Source organism: Blautia acetica (assembly GCF_038739805.1).
In the GTDB taxonomy this organism is placed as follows: Bacteria; Bacillota; Clostridia; order Lachnospirales; family Lachnospiraceae; genus Blautia.
The window spans coordinates 1-16,513 of record NZ_JBBEWO010000033.1; the positions used below are offsets into that span (position 1 = coordinate 1).

The window sequence follows — 16,513 nt, forward strand, 5'->3', positions numbered from 1 at the left end:
TCTGGAAGATCTTCTGCCCTGGTCAGGAAAACTTCCGGCAGGGATCCGCAAAGCTTAAATATCGGTGGCTGCAAAGCAGCCGCCTAAAAATGTCAAGGTACTCGCTATTTTGCGTTTACTTTTTTATTACATTGTAATTCACATTAATGCACGATCATCAAAAAACGCCCCACACTTGCAGGACGTTCCTCTCTCAAATATTCACTTAACTCTCACCTGTAGTAGTCTCCCCGTAGAACCCTTTTAACGATTTCCCCAAGGGGTTCACTTCTATATATACTCTCTTAACGATAACTGTTACACAATCCACTTTAACTCGCCTGAGAAGTAGTCTTTCAGTAGTTCCGTGGCACTATGACTGCCGTACTATGCCCAGTTCTGCGCGACTTTTCACTACACATTCGGTAGTCCGTTCACCCTGCCGTGGCAAACAATCAATTCTTGTTATCAAGTCAACGGTCTACACATAAGCAATTATAATCTTTTCACTGCCTGCTCAAATTCCTGCTCTGTATCAACAAACCGATACGGTTCATATTCTCCATATGCTGATGGGCGGCTAATTGTAACTAGTTGCACTTTATCCGTTCCTATTTCGGCAATTAACTTTCTCTTAAAATCCACTAAATGCTGACCGTGAGCCGTCTGTAAAGCCAAACAGCCAATATCATTAATTTTTTTTGCAATCAGATAACACACGCTCCAACACCTCCTTGAACTCATTTTCTGTTCTGATTCTACCACTTTCATATTCTTTTCGCAACGAACAACCAATCCAATTGTCATAATTGCGTTTATATACATATTTATGAAGCCAGTTATTTAATTGCCGGTCATAATATGTATTGTACTGAATTTCTATAGGATAGTGATAATTACTTAATTGAAAATAGACATGAATTCCTCTATATCCATCGTCATGTGCTTTTCCTTCTGACATATCAGCCATACGAAGATTTTCACAATTTCTAAGAGTCAAAATCTCTTCATAATTATCACATAATGCCCGAAAACCTAACATATCATCAAAAACTTTTCTTGCCTGATGATCCGGAAAATATCGTTCATATTTTAACCGAGCAGACTGTATGCTCTTAATTCTATAATCTGTTGCAATATCATGTAAAATGCTACAAGAATCATACCACTCATTAATCTTATCTAATTCTTCAAACAAAGCTTCCTTATCAAAATAATGCAAATTCTTTTTCAAATGAATGCCTAGATTGGAACGATATGAAAGCTTCTTTAATTTTTCTATGGACAATCCATCTTTTTTCAAAATATCTTCTATCAAAACCTCATCTCCTACACAGATATTTTTATTAACTTTTCCTTGTATTTTATCATATCGGAGCATCTTTCAAAAGTTGTAAAATCGTTGTAAAAGTTCTTCCTGCTGCCTGTTGCGTTAGTTTGCCCTGCTTTGCCGCGATTTGCCAAGTATGTAGCTGCCGCTGAGATTGTTAAAGCAATCACAGAATAAGCAAAACGAGGCAAAATGTGGCATATTGAGGCCGTCAAAAGTAGTAAAAACGTAGTAAGAATGGGGGTGTGTTACTACTGTGGTGATAAGGCAAATATTAATTATCTTGCTTTAACCAAGAACCATTCACACATCCATTTTCAATGATTTCTCTAGCATATTATTATTTAGAATATCTAAATCAGACACAAATTTCAACGCCGAGTGATAACCTCATCACCGAACTCAATGCAGCCAACTTTCTGCCTTGCCACAAGCAGCTCATGTCCAGCTTTCGTATGTATCCCCCTGTCAATGTCGGAACCAATGACAGGGTTAAAAAAGCATAGGCGACCTCCAAATTCAAAAGCAGGTCGGTTAATCCTGCAACATATTGATTTTGAACATTTCATACACATCTTATGTCATCGGAAGTTTTCTTGTTCCCGCATTCGTTTTTGTAGATTCGATGTGATATTCCATGTGGTTTGTTCTCTGTAGCTGATGATTGATTGGTTCATCTATTTAATTCATTCGGTTATAGAATTCCTTATTATTCGGTATTCAACATAGAATAGAGAAGAACTTCTTTATATAAAAGATCCCATGTATTAGGAGATTTCGCAACTGCGTCTGGGCTATCTGATAAATCTTCCGACGAAGTCATGATAATATTAATAAGTTTTCCTCCTAGCCTATTCCAGATCTTCTCAGGTGACATTTCCCAACTATATAACTGGGTTGACTTATCCACCTTGACTAATGCTCTAAAAGCCGCAACAATTGGAAATATAATTCCTTTAGGCAATACATAGTTCATCGGTTGATTGCCAAAAATAGAATAATTTACAACCGTATCTTCATTCACATACTTTGACATTTTTTTTCTGCGATATGTACGATTTACCGTATTACCTTTATCAGCAAATGTAGTTTCAACCATTTCCCAAATATCAAAAATATCAGGAATAATCGGAGTCATGTTTTTTACAATTTGGTCTCGAGAATCCTTTAATCTTAAAAATCTATTCAGACTTGTCTCTTTTCCGGTGTAAGACTGAATCGGCTGCGCATCTCCTCCCTTTGGATAGAGGCTTTGATTAAACATGTTCATAATAGCAATAATTTCACGTACATCAATTACGTTTTTGTCACCAACATGTTCATTCTGCTTAAATGCAATACGATTATAGAAACTTTCATTTTTCAGAGCTGCTTTAATCGGCTCAAAACTACGATTTAATTCCTCGATAGAACGCTGATCCACCTGAACAGACTGATTTCGAGCTTCAGCAAGTTCCACTGGTGAGGAAATTCCTGTAAAAAATTCAAAAAAAACATACTGCTCAAAGAACAGTTCATTATTCTTTTGTTTTGTAAGAATAATCTTTAAAGTATGACCTCCATCAATATTTCCATGTATCTCAGGGTCCGATAAAGTAACTTTAATCATTCCTGTCTTATTATCATAGGCAAACTTGTCTACAGACATTACAATACCTCTATTCTTTTCATGGAAATTCTTGCATCCACTGTCAATGCTTTTTGCAATTTCTTTTGCGACATTTGTTGTAAGCTTCTGGTCTCTAGGATTAGTACGCATCCAATCTTCAAACTTTGCCGGAACATCCTGTAATCTTACATAACAAACATACTTTTTAGAACCATCCTTTGTAAGTTCACTCATTGGATTATCCATCTTCTTTACCTGCTTTGCAGGAAATTTAATAATACTTGCCATTTTTATCCTCCTTATGGTCATCGATTTTGCGAATAAAAAAAGCGTCTACCAAAGTAGAACGCGAATAATAAGTCATAAAAAAGGATAAACTTTACCTTCTGCAAATACATTACACGCCTTCACATCTACTCAAGATACTGAAAAACTACCAGGAATAAAACATTCCTGCAGCTGTGCTTCTTTTATTCATTCACATTATCTCACAGTAAAAGCAATACGTCAAACGCTTTCAAATTATCTATAGTCATTCTGATAAATGCACTCTGAATTCTATTTTTTAACAGAATACATAATTAATCATATGCCCTCTTACACCTCTCCTGTTTCCCAGTATCGCATAAAGCAACATGCACACCCTACACTCTCATTTTAAAATTTTCTAAAAAACTATTGACGAGTTGGAAAATATTTGCTATACTTTCACTTGTCCTTTGGGAAAACCAAATGACAAGCGAGCGGGAGTGCTGGAATTGGCAGACAGGCAAGACTAAGGATCTTGTGTCTGTATAGACGTGTGGGTTCAAGTCCCATCTCCCGCAGTTTTATACAGAGTGTAAAGAGGGCTGAAATCCTAAATACAAAGGGTTTCAGCCCTTTTCATTTCTCTCTCCCTTCTTTAGCAGCACTACTTTCTCTTTTGTATTTTTGCAAAATTTCAGTCAGAAATCCAGTAAGATTTGACAGAGGGAACAGTATTTAGTACAATTTAGGAGATAAAATAGGATACATGATGTCTATTATAAAAATGATAGTCGGTATATTTCTGTATAAACAGTAAAGGAACCTTGCTTTACAGTTAATAAAATCTAAAAAATGGAGGTTTTCATGAGAAAACTAGCTTTAAGCGATGAAATATTACTAAAAATCGAGAAACCAGCCCGCTATATCGGGAATGAAGTGAACTCGGTAATGAAAAACAAAGATGAGGTAGATATCCGTTTCGCTATGTGCTTTCCAGACGTCTACGAAATCGGAATGTCCCATTTGGGAATCCAGATTCTCTATGACATGTTTAACCAGAGGGAAGATACCTGGTGCGAAAGGGTATATTCTCCCTGGCCGGATTTGGACAAAGTGATGCGGGAGAAAAAAATTCCTCTGTTTGCATTGGAATCTCAGGATCCGATTCGTAATTTTGACTTTCTGGGAATTACCATTCAGTACGAAATGTGTTATACCAATATTCTGCAGATACTGGATTTAAGCGGTATGCCTTTAAGAGCAGCGGATCGGGACGAAAGCTGGCCTTTGGTTATGGGAGGCGGTCCTTGTACTTATAATCCGGAACCATTGGCGCCATTCTTTGATTTGTTCTATATCGGAGAAGGAGAAACTGTCTTCGGAGAAGTTTTGGATTCTTATAAAAAATACAAAAAAGCTGGAAAAAGCAAAAAAGAATTTCTGGAAAGAGCTGCGGAAATTCCCGGAATTTATGTACCTTCCTTCTACGATACCACTTATAAGGAAGACGGAACCATTGCCTCTTTTGTGCCTAACAATCCGCATGCAAAAGAAAAAATCGAGAAACAGGTCGTTATGGATATCACCAACACCTATTATCCGAAGAAACCTGTCGTACCTTTTATCAAAGCCACACAGGACAGGGTAACTCTGGAAGTACAAAGAGGCTGTATTCGCGGCTGTCGCTTCTGTCAGGCGGGTATGCTGTACCGCCCTACCAGGGAAAGAGATGTAAAATTTTTAAAAGATACAGCAAAAGCCATGCTGGACAGCACCGGACACGAGGAAATTTCCCTTAGTTCTCTGAGTACCAGCGATTATTCTAAACTGCAGGAATTGCTGGAATATTTGATTGACGACTGTTCTGAAAGAAAGGTGAATATTTCTCTGCCTTCTCTTCGCATTGACTCTTTTTCTCTGGACGTTATGCGTAAAGTACAGGATATCAAAAAAAGCAGCCTGACCTTTGCACCGGAAGCAGGTACTCAGAGAATGCGGGATGTGATTAACAAAGGGCTCACAGAAGAAATCATTCTGGAAGGCGCAGGCAAAGCCTTTGAAGGCGGTTGGAGTAGAGTAAAATTATACTTTATGCTGGGACTTCCCACAGAAACAGAAGAAGATATGAAAGGAATTGCTCATCTGGCCGAGTCCATTGCCAAAAGATATTATGAAATCCCAAAAGACCAGCGACACGGCAAATGCCAGATTGTAGTCAGCACTTCTTTCTTTGTGCCGAAACCTTTCACTCCATTCCAGTGGGCCGGAATGTTCCGGAAAGAGGATTATCTGGAGCGAGCAAAAATTGTCAAGGAAGAGATTAAAGCACAGTTGAATCAGAAAAGTATTAAATACAATTATCACGAAGCTGATGTAACCGTTTTAGAGGGAATTCTGGCCCGCGGTGACCGAAGAGTGGCGGACGTATTAGAAGCAACTTACCGAAAAGGTGCTATTTTTGATGCCTGGTCCGAATATTTCCGCTATGACCTCTGGATGGACGCTTTTGAAGAGGCAGGTCTTGACCCGGAATTTTATACTTTAAGAGAGCGCCCGCTGGACGAAATTTTCCCGTGGGATTTCCTGTCCATTGGAGTAACACGGAAATTCCTGGAAAAAGAATGGGAAAAAGCCCATCAGGAAGCAGTTACGCCAAACTGCAGAATGAAATGTTCCGGCTGCGGTGCGGCAGCTTACAAAGGAGGTGTCTGCATTGAAGGTTAGAGTAAAATTTGCAAAACAGGGGGCCATGAAATTTATCGGGCATCTGGATATTATGAGGTATTTTCAGAAAGCTATCCGCAGGGCGGACATTGATGTGGCGTATTCTGAAGGATTCAGTCCCCATATGATTATGTCTTTTGCTGCCCCACTGGGTGTAGGTGTGACCAGCACGGCAGAATATTTTGATATGGAAATTCAGACATCCATACCGTCCAAGGAGGCCATCAGACGACTGAATGATACTATGGCAGAAGGTATGAAAGTGCTTAGTTTCCGGCAGATACCAGACGGAAAAGCCAATGCGGCCATGGCTCTTGTGGCGGCTGCCGATTATCAGGTGAATTTCCGGGAAGGTATGGCACCCGGAGACGACTGGAAAGAAAAGGTACAGGCCTTTATGGAACAGCCGGAAATTCTGGTTGTAAAGAAAACGAAAAAGAATGAAAAAGAGGTGGACATTAAACCTTTTATTTATGACTTACATTTAGATAACGGAGGAATATTCCTTCAGCTTGCAGCCGGAAGTGTCAAAAATACCAAGCCGGAGCTGGTAATGGAAGCATTTTATCAGTTCTGCGGGAAAGAATTTGATAGTTTTTCTCTTTTGGTGCATCGCCTGGAAGTATATGCAGATAAAGGGACAGAAACGGAACGAAAACTGATTTCTCTGGAAAACCTGGGAGAAGACCTTGAGTAGGCTGATACTGACTCCCATGGAATACAAAGGCATTCCCATGCTGACGGCTGCGTTAGAAGAAAACGGGCGTATCTGTCAGATAAATCCCATGGGAATGTCAAAAAGCTGTATTCTGGGAAATATTTATATTGGAAAAGTAAAAAATCTTGCTAAAAATATTCATGCAGCTTTTGTGGAAATTGCAGAAGGCCAAATGTGCTACTACTCCTTGGATGAAAAGGAACCGCCTGTTTTTGCCAATCCCAAAAAGAATGAAGAAATCAAACCGGGAGACGAAATTGTGGTACAGGTGGCTCGGGAAGGAATAAAAAGCAAACTTCCCTATGTGACAGGCAATCTGAATTTTACCGGTCATTATCTGGTGCTCACTTCTCACAGAAAAGAACTTGGTTTTTCCGGGAAACTGACAAAAGCGGAAAAACAGCGTTTTCGGGAACTTCTGGAAAACCGCATGCCGGAAAATGCAGGTATCATTGTCAGAACCAACAGCCGGAATGCAGCTGATGAGGAGATTCTGATAGAACTGGATTTGCTGGTGCAGAGATACCAACAGGTTTTATTGAAAGGAACATCCCGGGTATGCTTTTCTCTTCTGGAAGAAAGCCTGCCGGAATATATGCAGGTTTTGCAGAACGTATACACCGAACATCTGGAAGAAATTGTGACGGATAACAAGTCCTTGTATGAAGCGGTTTCCAGTTATGCCAAAACCGCCTTTCCCGAAAACACACAAATCCGCTTGTATGAGGACAAACTCCTTCCGCTCTACAAATTGTACAGCCTGGAAAGCGCCCTGGAACATGGACTGCATGAAAAAGTCTGGCTGAAATCCGGCGGCTTTCTGGTCATTCAGCAGACCGAGGCTTTTGTGTGTATTGACGTCAATACCGGAAAGTTTACAGCAAATAAAGAAATGGAGGAAACCTTTCGAAAAATCAACCTGGAAGCGGCCGCAGAGATTGCTTTGCAGCTAAGACTCCGAAACCTGTCCGGTATCATTCTCATCGACTTTATTAACATGAAAAGCCCGAAGCATAAAAAAGAACTGATGGAAAATCTGCAGGCGTATTTAAATCGTGACCCGGTAAAAGGAACGGTGGTTGATATGACTTCCCTGAACATCGTGGAAGTAACCAGAAAAAAAGTGCGGAAGTCTCTTACAGAAGAAATGAAAGAACTGGCAAAGGAGGTTGTATCTTGAAAGAAAAGTCCCAGCTGACCACCTTGTGTTATATTGAAAACCAGGAACAGTATCTGATGCTGCACCGGGTTTCAAAGAAAAATGACGTAAACAAAGATAAATGGATTGGCGTTGGCGGCCATTTTGAAGCCAATGAGAGTCCGGAGGAGTGCCTCCTCCGGGAAGTTCACGAGGAAACCGGACTGACGCTCACTTCCTACCGTTTTCGCGGATTGGTTACCTTTCATCTGGAAAAAACAGACGGAGATTTTTCAGAAACAGAGTACATGTGCCTGTATACGGCAGATGCATACGAAGGTGAAATCACTGAATGTGAGGAAGGCGTACTGGAATGGGTGGATAAAAAAGATTTGTTCCGGTTAAATCTCTGGGAGGGGGATAAGATTTTTTTCCGTCTTCTGGAGGAAGACAGAGTTTTCTTTTCTCTCAAACTCAGCTATGTGGAAGATGAACTGAAAGAGGCGGTTTTGGATGGAAGGACACTGGATTTATGAAACTTTTCTTCTATCCAAAATAGCTCACTCTTTCATATTCATATTTTCTATAGAATCTTTTTCTGAAAAATCAGCGAATACATACTCCATTCACATACTTGCACACAATATTCTGCTCATCCCCCAGATAAATAAAACGCTCCAGCCTCTGTGAAACCTCCAGCTTCCGGGGCTGGGGCAGACTGGTGTCATCCAAGACCAGCGCATCAAACGCATACCCCGGCAAAAAACTTCCCACGTTTCCGAAAAAAGAACCTCCACCCAAAGTTCCCATATAAAAGACCTCTGGAAATGTAAGAGGCTTTGCCTCGGAATCCACCAGACGCCAACGCAGCTTAGAGCACTGCACCGCATCAGCCATGGCACGCAGAATGGAAGTGTTGCTGCCTGCCGCCATATCACTGCCCAGTCCTATTGAAACGCCCGCGCTGAGAAACTTTCGTACCGGTGCAATTCCGGAGGACAGATTGGCATTGGACTGCGGACAATGAGCCACATAAACGCCCTGCTCTTTCATCAACTGGATTTCCTCCTCGTCTACCCAAATACAGTGCGCCATCACCGCAGGATAAGTTCCGCCGAAAAGTCCTGCCTGAAAATAAGCATCGCTGTAAGATTTCGCCTTGGGACACAATTCCTTTACCCAGGCAACCTCCTGAGGATTTTCCGATAAATGAGACTGAACCGGCAAACCATATTCCTTCTGAATCGTTCTCAGCTCTGCCATCAGTTCATCACTGCAGGCCGGAATAAACCTTGGGGTCAGAATGGGCCTGGTATGTCTGTATTTTCCCTCTGTCTCCTGTAACCACCGTCTGGTTTCTGCTGCAGAACTCTGTGCGCTTGCCTCTTCCAGATTTTTTCCGCCGTTTCTGTCCATATTCACCTTGCCTGCATACGTTTCCAAACCGGATTCTTCCAACAAATCCATCAGAATTTCTGTGGCTTCTACATGAAGAGTGCCAAAGATAACGGCTCTTGTCACTGCACTTTTTTTCAGTTCCTCCACATACATGCCATATGCCCTTTGAGCGTATTCCAAATCCGCATATCGGGCCTCTTCCGGAAATGTATGGGTGTTAAGCCATTCCAAAAGTTCCAAATCCATTCCCAGCCCCCGAAAAGCATACTGGGGCGCATGGGCATGCAAATCCGTCAGTCCCGGAATCACCAGAACGTCTCCCATATCTCTCACCTCAAAAGAGGCAAACTTCTGAGGTATCTTTTCAAAAACTCCCTGGCAGACACCATCTTTACAGACTGCATAACTGTTGGGTTTTATGTGAAGTTTTTTCTTTTCATCGCTATAACAAATATGTCCTTTCAGCACAAAAGATTTTTTTCTGTCCATTCTGAGTCCTCCTGATGTTTTCTCTGCCGTCATGATAACGGTTAATTTCTTTACTGTCTCTGGAATTTTTCCCGTATCCTCTGTTCGCCTTCCAAAAGACGCTGCTGCACCGGCTGGCTGTCCCCCAGAATTTCCTTAAAGCAATTCCATTCATCTGCAAGTCCCTGTCCGTGATAAACCCGGTAAGCCCCCGCATCGCTTCCCAGTGCCATGTGCACGCCCCGGGCAAAAGCACTGCGGATATTCCGGCTTCCCGTTTCCCAGATTTTCTTCAACACCTTATCGGAAAAGCGGCCGCAGCCAATCATATTTTTTACCACTGTAATTGTAGGCACCCAGACCACATCGGACTCTGCCATCGCCTGTATGGTTTCCCCGTCCACATAATTTCCATGTTCCACGCTGTCTGCCCCGGCTTCCACCACTTCTCTTACCGCCCTGGCACCATTGGTATGAGCCATGACTGAAAATCCCTCCTCATGGGCAATATGCACCATTTCCTTTACTTCGCCAAAAGAAAGGGGTGTTTCTGTCACCGAACCATCTGTGTTAAAATCCATAATTCCCGTGGTCATAATTTTAATAAAATCTCCGCCCTGAGCACCAGCTTCTTTTACAAGGGCTGCATACTCCTTCAGATTTTCAAACCCCCGTCCCACAATTCCTCCGTAGTGCCCTTTGCGGTGAATGGCAAAAACGGGCGTTCGGTAGTCAATACCGTATTCCCCTGCCAGTTCTTTCGCTCTTTTGGAAACCTGGAGATTATCTCCGCCGTCCCGGACAAAGGAAATATTTTTCTCCTGATATGCCCTGAAATGGCTGTAAATAACTTCCTCATCTACACCGTTCTCATGCTTTCTCACAGCCTGTCTGTAATTGACCGCGTTCATAAAAATATGTGCATGGTTTTCTCCAAACATGATGTCATCTTCTTTCCTGTTTTTTTCTGAATCTTACTCATACCTCGGATTTTCATAATGATTTCCGCTATTCTTCTCTTGCCCAGCCGTAAGCGCATTTCACCGCTTTTTTCCAGCCTTTGGACTTTTTGTCCCTCTCCTCTTCTGTAATTGCAGGTGTAAAGGTTCGGTCAACACTCCAGTTTTCCATAATTTCCTCTTTGCTGTTCCAGTATCCCACAGCCAGACCAGCCAGATAAGCGGCGCCCATAGCCGTAGTTTCCACACAGACCGGACGTTTCACCGGCACCTGTATCATATCCGCCTGGGCCTGCATAAGGAAATTATTGGCGCTGGCCCCACCGTCTACCCGCAGGGAATTAATTTCCATGCCGGAATCTGCTTTCATGGCCTCAATCACATCATGCACCTGATAAGCCAGTGATTCCAGAGAAGCCCGGATAATATGGCATTTATTCACCCCACGGGTAAGTCCCACAATGGTTCCTCTTGCATATTGATCCCAATATGGCGCCCCCAGCCCGGTAAATGCCGGAACCACATAACACCCATTGGTATCTTTTACTTTCTGCGCCATATATTCGGAATCCTCTGCGGAATCAATAAGACGCAGTTCGTCCCGCAGCCACTGAATCACAGCGCCTGCCACAAATACAGAACCCTCCAAGGCATAATTCACTTTACCGTCCAATCCCCAGGCAATGGTTGTAACCAGCCCATTTTCGGAAAACACTGGTTGTTCTCCTGTATTCATCAAAAGGAAACAGCCTGTGCCGTACGTATTCTTTGCATCTCCCCTGGAAAAGCAGGCCTGTCCAAAAAGTGCGGACTGCTGGTCTCCTGCTGCTCCTCCGATAGGAATTTCGCCTCCGAAAAAACTGCTGTCCGTCACACCGTAAATACAGCTGGAAGGCTTCACATCCGGCAGCATACACCGGGGGATATCCAATTCCTTTAAAATATCCTCGTCCCATTCCAGAGTATTGATATTGTAGAGCAGCGTTCTGGAAGCATTGGAATAATCCGTCACATGGACAGCACCCTTTGTCATTTTCCATATCAGCCAGGTTTCTACGGTTCCAAAAAGCAGTTCTCCCCTTTCAGCTTTCTCCCTGGCCCCTCTCACATGGTCTAAAATCCACTTTACTTTCGTTCCGGAAAAATAGGCGTCGATAATCAGTCCGGTTTTCTTCCGAAATACATCCGTGAGTCCTTTTTCTTTCAGAGAGTCACAATATTCCGAAGTCCTTCTGCACTGCCACACAATAGCATGATAAACCGGCTCTCCTGTATTTTTATCCCATACCACTGCAGTTTCTCTCTGATTGGTAATACCGATGGCCGCAATATCCTCAGCCTCTGCACCGGCTTTTTGCATTGCCTCCACAGCAACGCCCAGCTGGTTGGACCAGATTTCGTTTGCATCGTGTTCCACCCAACCCGGCTTTGGAAAATACTGGGTAAACTCCTTCTGGGCAAAGCTTACGATTTCCCCTTTTTTATTAAATAGAATGCAGCGGTTACTTGTGGTTCCCGCATCTAATGCCATTACATATTTTGCCATATCTCTTTACCTCCTGCCAGAATAAAAAAGCTGTCCAGAAAAAAAGGATTTCCTTTTATATCTGACAGCTTTTCTCGTACTCTTTTCTGCCTTGCTTATTGCTTTTGCATAACATCTATTGCTATTTTAGCGCGATTCGAAGAAAATTTCAACAAAATAAGGATTTTTTCTAATCTTTTTACACGCTATTCAGCCGCCAAACTTTTTTTGATAAGGATAAGCCTCTCAACATAGATCTTGTAAATTTCGCGCCATATCGTCTTCTCTAATACTGCCAAATTTATATCGTTCTATTTCCTCTTATCATCACAATAAGTCAGCTTTGCGATACATTCACAATGTGTTGAGTGTGCAATTCAGATTCCCCAAAAACAGAATTTGCTCTTGGCGGAACAAAAATTTTGAGCATTGATTGCACCAACTTTAATTGTGCAACGGGTCGCTGCACAATTACTCTAACTCCTTTTCAATTTCTTCAACAGACGGAAGACTACTTCGCAGTTCCTCCGGCAATGCTTTTGCAATTTGGTTTTTCCATTCTGCTACACCAATCGGATTTTGATATCCTGCCAGAGAATACTCTACTACAGTTTTATTTTTTCCTTTTACCAACAACAAACCAATTGTCGGCTTATCATCTGGATGACGTAAAATATCATTAACCGCATTTTGGTACATATTTAACTGACTGATAAAGCCCGGTTCAAAATCACAGGCTTTCAGTTCGATAACGACATAGCACCGTAGCTTCAGATGATAAAACAGAAGATCAATATAGAAATCATCACCACCAACTTCCAGATGAACCTGTCTGCCGACAAAGGCAAATCCTTGCCCTAATTCCAGCAGAAAACTTTGAATATGTTCTGTCAGCTGGCGCTCTATTTCCACCTCTCTGCGAGGAATATCTGTTCCAAGAAAATCAAACAGATAGGGATCTTTGAATACCTGATTTACCAGATCAGAATCTGTTGGCGGTAGTGCTGCCTGGAAATTGTTTACGCTTTGACCTGCACGTTCCATCAGCCTACTCTCAATTTGCATATCGAGAATTGTTTTGCTCCATCCGTTTTCTATTGTTTTCTGTGCATACCATATGCGGCTCTTTTGGTCTGTCAGCTTATCCATCAAAGAAATATTGCTTCTCCACGGAATTTGTGCAACGACCCGTTGCACTATTTCATAGTCAGGCCAGCACTCGGCAAATTTCCGCATGTATTTGATATTTCTCGGAGAAAATCCAGACATATCAGGAAATGCGTCCTTCAAGTCTTTAGCCATGCGGTCGATAACTTTCGTACCCCAGCCCTCTTTCTCCTGCTTTTTTATAATGGCTTTGCCAATGTTCCAGTAAAGACAAATCATACTGGAATTTGCATTCAATACAACAGAGATGCGCTGCTTCTGAATCTCTGCTTTTATTTCTTCTATAAAATTCAAATAAGTATCACTCATCTCGGAAAGATTAGGAGCGACAGGAAATATCACCCCGTCTTTATTCTTTCCCATCCGCTTTCTATTATCCAATTTTTCTTCCTCACAATTCTTCATAATTTATAATTTTCAAAAATGCCATTCTTTTAAAATATTATATCAGAATAAACAAGTGTTTTCTATATGTCACTGTAACTGCCAACAATAAAATCCTCAGTCTATCTGAGGATTTTATTCTTATCAGTTTTGTATGGCAGGAACTATCCTTCAGTTCCTGCCACTGCTTATACATTGAAATCAATGCTTTGTGTAATCACTATTCCTGATTGGAACTGTAGCTCGATTTTATTCTCATTTATAACTCGTACCGTTTTCAAAAGCCGCCGTACCAGTTCATCATCAAACTCCCGTTTCAAGTAGCCAATCTTACGAGTATACTGCTCCATATCTTTCACGCGCTGTCCATAAGCATCCGCTAGTTGGCATTCCTTGAGTTTCTTCGCCTTCTGTTTTTTCAGTTCTTTCATCCGGTCTGCAATCACACGGTATTCTTTATCAAAGTCCTCATCTGCGGCCTGCTTTCCGGCACTTTCTTCGATCAGCTTCAACATTTTCTGTTGCAGTGCTTCGATTTGCTTAGCATATTCTGTCGGCTCTGCAGATGCGGAGTAGCTGCCGATGACTCGGATTACATTTTCACGGAACGCCTGCACGAATTCTCCCTGATCTTCCACCACGCTGCCGATGGCTGTCATAATCGTTTCATGGAGTGTTTTTTCTTTGAGAGTAGGGGAATGTTTGCATCGCTTGGAACCATGCTTTAAGCGGTTGTCACAGCGCCAAACCGCCTGTTTCTGTCCATACTTTGACCATACCTGCCTGCGATACGGCTCACCGCATTCTGCACAGACCATGATATCCGACAGTACATATTTGGAACTGTATTTTCCTTTCTGTGGCGCATCCTTTTTACGGGATGCTGGACGGTAGATGCTGGCTCTGCGTGCCTTTTCCTCTTGTACACGGTGGAACAATTCTTTGGGAATGATGGGTTCATGATCATCTTCAATGTAATACTGTGGCACAATCCCTCGGTTCTTCACTTTCTTCTTGGTCAGGAAATCCACGGTATAGGTTTTCTGTAGCAGGGCGTCTCCCATATATTTTTCGTTTGAGAGCATCTTGTCAATGGTGGTTGCATACCACGTTGTCTGCCCGGTTGCGGTTTTAACGCCATCCGCTTCCAGAATCCTTTTGATCCGGTAACTGCTGTTGCCCTCCAGAAACAGTCGGAAGATTCTGCGTACCACTTCCGCTTCTTCCGGTACGATTACAAGGTTTCCGTCCTCGTCTTTGGTGTACCCCATAAACTTGCTGTGATTGACGATCACCTTGCCGTCCTCGAATTTCCGGACGATTCCCCAGTGGCAGTTCTCACTGATATTCCTGCTTTCTTCCTGTGCCTGACTGCTCAGTATGGTCAGGAGCAGTTCGCCGCTTCCTTCCAGCGTATTAATGCTTTCCTTTTCGAAGAATACCGCAATGTTCTTTTCTTTCAGTTTTCGGATATTGATCAGCGCATCTACTGTGTTGCGGGCGAATCGGCTGATGGACTTAGTCAATACCATATCAATTTTTCCCGCCATACAGTCATCGATCATTGCTTGGAAATCCGAGCGTTTTTTCGTGCTAGTCGCGCTTTTTCCGTCATCGGCGTAGATGCCCGCCAGTTTCCAGTTGGGATTTCCTCGTATCTTCTCTGTATAGTAGCTGACCTGTGCCTCATAGCTGCTTTCCTGTTGTTCCCGCAGGGTGCTGACACGGCAGTATGCAGCTACACGCAGGGCTTTCATCTGTGGTCGGATATGGCGGTCATACGTTCCCGTTGCCGGAATGACCGATATGTTCTTTTTTGCCTGTGCCATTTATGTTTCCTCCTTTATCGGTATGGTAATGCTCCGGTCGTTTTTCAGATAAAACTCCAAACCGGTATGTTTTTGTACCACAATTTTTCCTATGGTTTTCTCCAGCAGTACCAGATCACATGTAGTCTGTATTCCGACACTACTCAGAGCATCTGCTATTATCTCATTCTGATAGGCTCTGTCATCAATGCGAATATTCCGATATTGTTCCGCAGCCCTCTGGAATGCCAGCTGTTTGACCACCTGCGCATCACAACTCGGTTCTGCCAGCAGACGGTTGATTTGGACAGTCAGCTTTCGCTCGGCTGTACTTTCCTGCTGCGGTAATTCCTTGAAGTCCGGCTTCAGATAGGAAGGTGTTTCTATTACCTGATTGACTGCCTGTATAAATGCCTGTTCCAATTGTTCTTCGCTTAAAAATCGGTTGCGGCAGAACACACGGTTGTGATGGATGTAATGCTTGCATCTCCACTTTGGATGCTTTCCTTTCTCTGTGTATTTGCGGTAAGGCTGTCCGCATTCTCCGCAGACCAGCAGGCTGCTCCAGACACTTTGATTCGCAAAGCTGTTTGGCTGGGCGGCTCTGCCCAAGTCTTTCACCCGTTGTATCCGTCTGCTCTGTACCTGCTCAAATATACTTTGTTCAATCAGGGGAGGGTAGAACTCGTCTCCTATATATTTTCGGTTCTCCAGAATCTTTCCGATAGATCCGTGGTTCCAAGAGGATTTATGACTTGCATTTAAGATTCCCCGCTGTGTAAAATCTTTTGCGATTCGATATGTAGAAATACCTGCCAAGTATGTGCTGAAAATCTCCCGCACGAATTCTGCGGTCTCAGGCTCGATCTCGGCTTTGCCGTTTTGAATATAATACCCAAGTGGTGTACGCCTTTGCATTTATTACACTTCCTTTCCATAGTATTATCAAGCACACTATAACAAACTTATTTTTCATCTTTAAGGCATAATAAAAGAGGTCTTGGAATAAAGGAATCTGACGTATTTTCCATCAGATTGTTTTATCCTGAGGCCTCTT

13 protein-coding genes, 1 tRNA gene and 1 pseudogene are annotated in these 16,513 nt (G+C 42.6%); 5 read left to right on the forward strand and 10 right to left on the reverse strand.

Annotated features, from left to right (window positions below):
• Positions 1-474: 474 nt before the first annotated feature.
• The 4 genes and pseudogenes from WBS51_RS14720 to WBS51_RS14730 form a co-directional block, all read right to left on the reverse strand.
• Entirely contained in the window at positions 475-699 is a 225-nt protein-coding gene (locus WBS51_RS14720; RefSeq protein ID WP_173749760.1) for a DUF6718 family protein, read from the reverse strand.
• The gene (locus WBS51_RS14725) at positions 671-1,297 is read right to left on the reverse strand and encodes a nucleotidyltransferase family protein (protein ID WP_202031326.1); all 627 of its coding nucleotides are present in this window, start codon (positions 1,295-1,297) and stop codon (positions 671-673) included. Before WBS51_RS14725 ends, WBS51_RS14720 begins: the two co-directional genes overlap by 29 nt.
• 591 nt (positions 1,298-1,888) lie before the next feature.
• A pseudogene (locus WBS51_RS15280) lies at positions 1,889-1,978 on the reverse strand (site-specific integrase); the annotation flags it as partial.
• A 40-nt stretch (positions 1,979-2,018) separates the two neighbouring features.
• Positions 2,019-3,206 carry an AIPR family protein gene (locus WBS51_RS14730; RefSeq protein ID WP_291683574.1) on the reverse strand — a complete coding sequence of 396 codons (1,188 nt, stop codon included), beginning with the start codon at positions 3,204-3,206 and terminating at the stop codon, positions 2,019-2,021.
• A 455-nt stretch (positions 3,207-3,661) separates the two neighbouring features.
• On the opposite strand from WBS51_RS14730, the gene WBS51_RS14735 reads away from it, so the two are divergent.
• The 5 genes from WBS51_RS14735 (at position 3,662) to WBS51_RS14755 (ending at position 8,283) form a co-directional block, all read left to right on the forward strand.
• A tRNA-Leu gene (locus WBS51_RS14735) sits at positions 3,662-3,745 on the forward strand.
• A 286-nt stretch (positions 3,746-4,031) separates the two neighbouring features.
• Complete coding sequence (locus WBS51_RS14740) at positions 4,032-5,891, forward strand: TIGR03960 family B12-binding radical SAM protein (protein WP_294463072.1); 1,860 nt, start codon at positions 4,032-4,034, stop codon at positions 5,889-5,891.
• A complete protein-coding gene (locus WBS51_RS14745; RefSeq protein WP_294463069.1) occupies positions 5,881-6,588 on the forward strand; it encodes a TIGR03936 family radical SAM-associated protein in 708 nt (235 codons plus the stop codon). The genes WBS51_RS14740 and WBS51_RS14745 overlap by 11 nt, the downstream gene beginning before the upstream one ends.
• Complete coding sequence (locus tag WBS51_RS14750) at positions 6,581-7,789, forward strand: ribonuclease E/G (protein ID WP_226853452.1); 1,209 nt, start codon at positions 6,581-6,583, stop codon at positions 7,787-7,789. The genes WBS51_RS14745 and WBS51_RS14750 overlap by 8 nt, the downstream gene beginning before the upstream one ends.
• Positions 7,786-8,283: an NUDIX hydrolase gene (locus WBS51_RS14755; RefSeq protein WP_173750134.1), complete on the forward strand. Its 498-nt coding sequence runs from the start codon at positions 7,786-7,788 to the stop codon at positions 8,281-8,283. Before WBS51_RS14750 ends, WBS51_RS14755 begins: the two co-directional genes overlap by 4 nt.
• A 70-nt stretch (positions 8,284-8,353) precedes the next feature.
• Here the strand turns inward: WBS51_RS14755 and WBS51_RS14760 are convergent, their stop codons facing one another.
• From WBS51_RS14760 to WBS51_RS14785, 6 genes are all read right to left on the reverse strand, one after another.
• Complete coding sequence (locus WBS51_RS14760; RefSeq protein ID WP_291683576.1) at positions 8,354-9,634, reverse strand: amidohydrolase family protein; 1,281 nt, start codon at positions 9,632-9,634, stop codon at positions 8,354-8,356.
• 50 nt (positions 9,635-9,684) lie between these two features.
• A complete protein-coding gene (locus WBS51_RS14765; RefSeq protein WP_173750132.1) occupies positions 9,685-10,554 on the reverse strand; it encodes an amidohydrolase family protein in 870 nt (289 codons plus the stop codon).
• A 67-nt stretch (positions 10,555-10,621) separates the two neighbouring features.
• Positions 10,622-12,118: a glycerol kinase GlpK gene (glpK, locus tag WBS51_RS14770; protein WP_173750131.1), complete on the reverse strand. Its 1,497-nt coding sequence runs from the start codon at positions 12,116-12,118 to the stop codon at positions 10,622-10,624.
• A gap of 450 nt (positions 12,119-12,568) precedes the next feature.
• Complete coding sequence (locus WBS51_RS14775; RefSeq protein ID WP_294463078.1) at positions 12,569-13,627, reverse strand: PDDEXK nuclease domain-containing protein; 1,059 nt, start codon at positions 13,625-13,627, stop codon at positions 12,569-12,571.
• Between the two features lie 209 nt (positions 13,628-13,836).
• A complete protein-coding gene (locus tag WBS51_RS14780) occupies positions 13,837-15,477 on the reverse strand; it encodes a recombinase family protein (protein ID WP_294463059.1) in 1,641 nt (546 codons plus the stop codon).
• Positions 15,478-16,374, reverse strand: coding sequence for a recombinase family protein (locus WBS51_RS14785; protein WP_294463057.1), 897 nt, complete (start codon positions 16,372-16,374; stop codon positions 15,478-15,480).
• Positions 16,375-16,513: the final 139 nt, after the last annotated feature.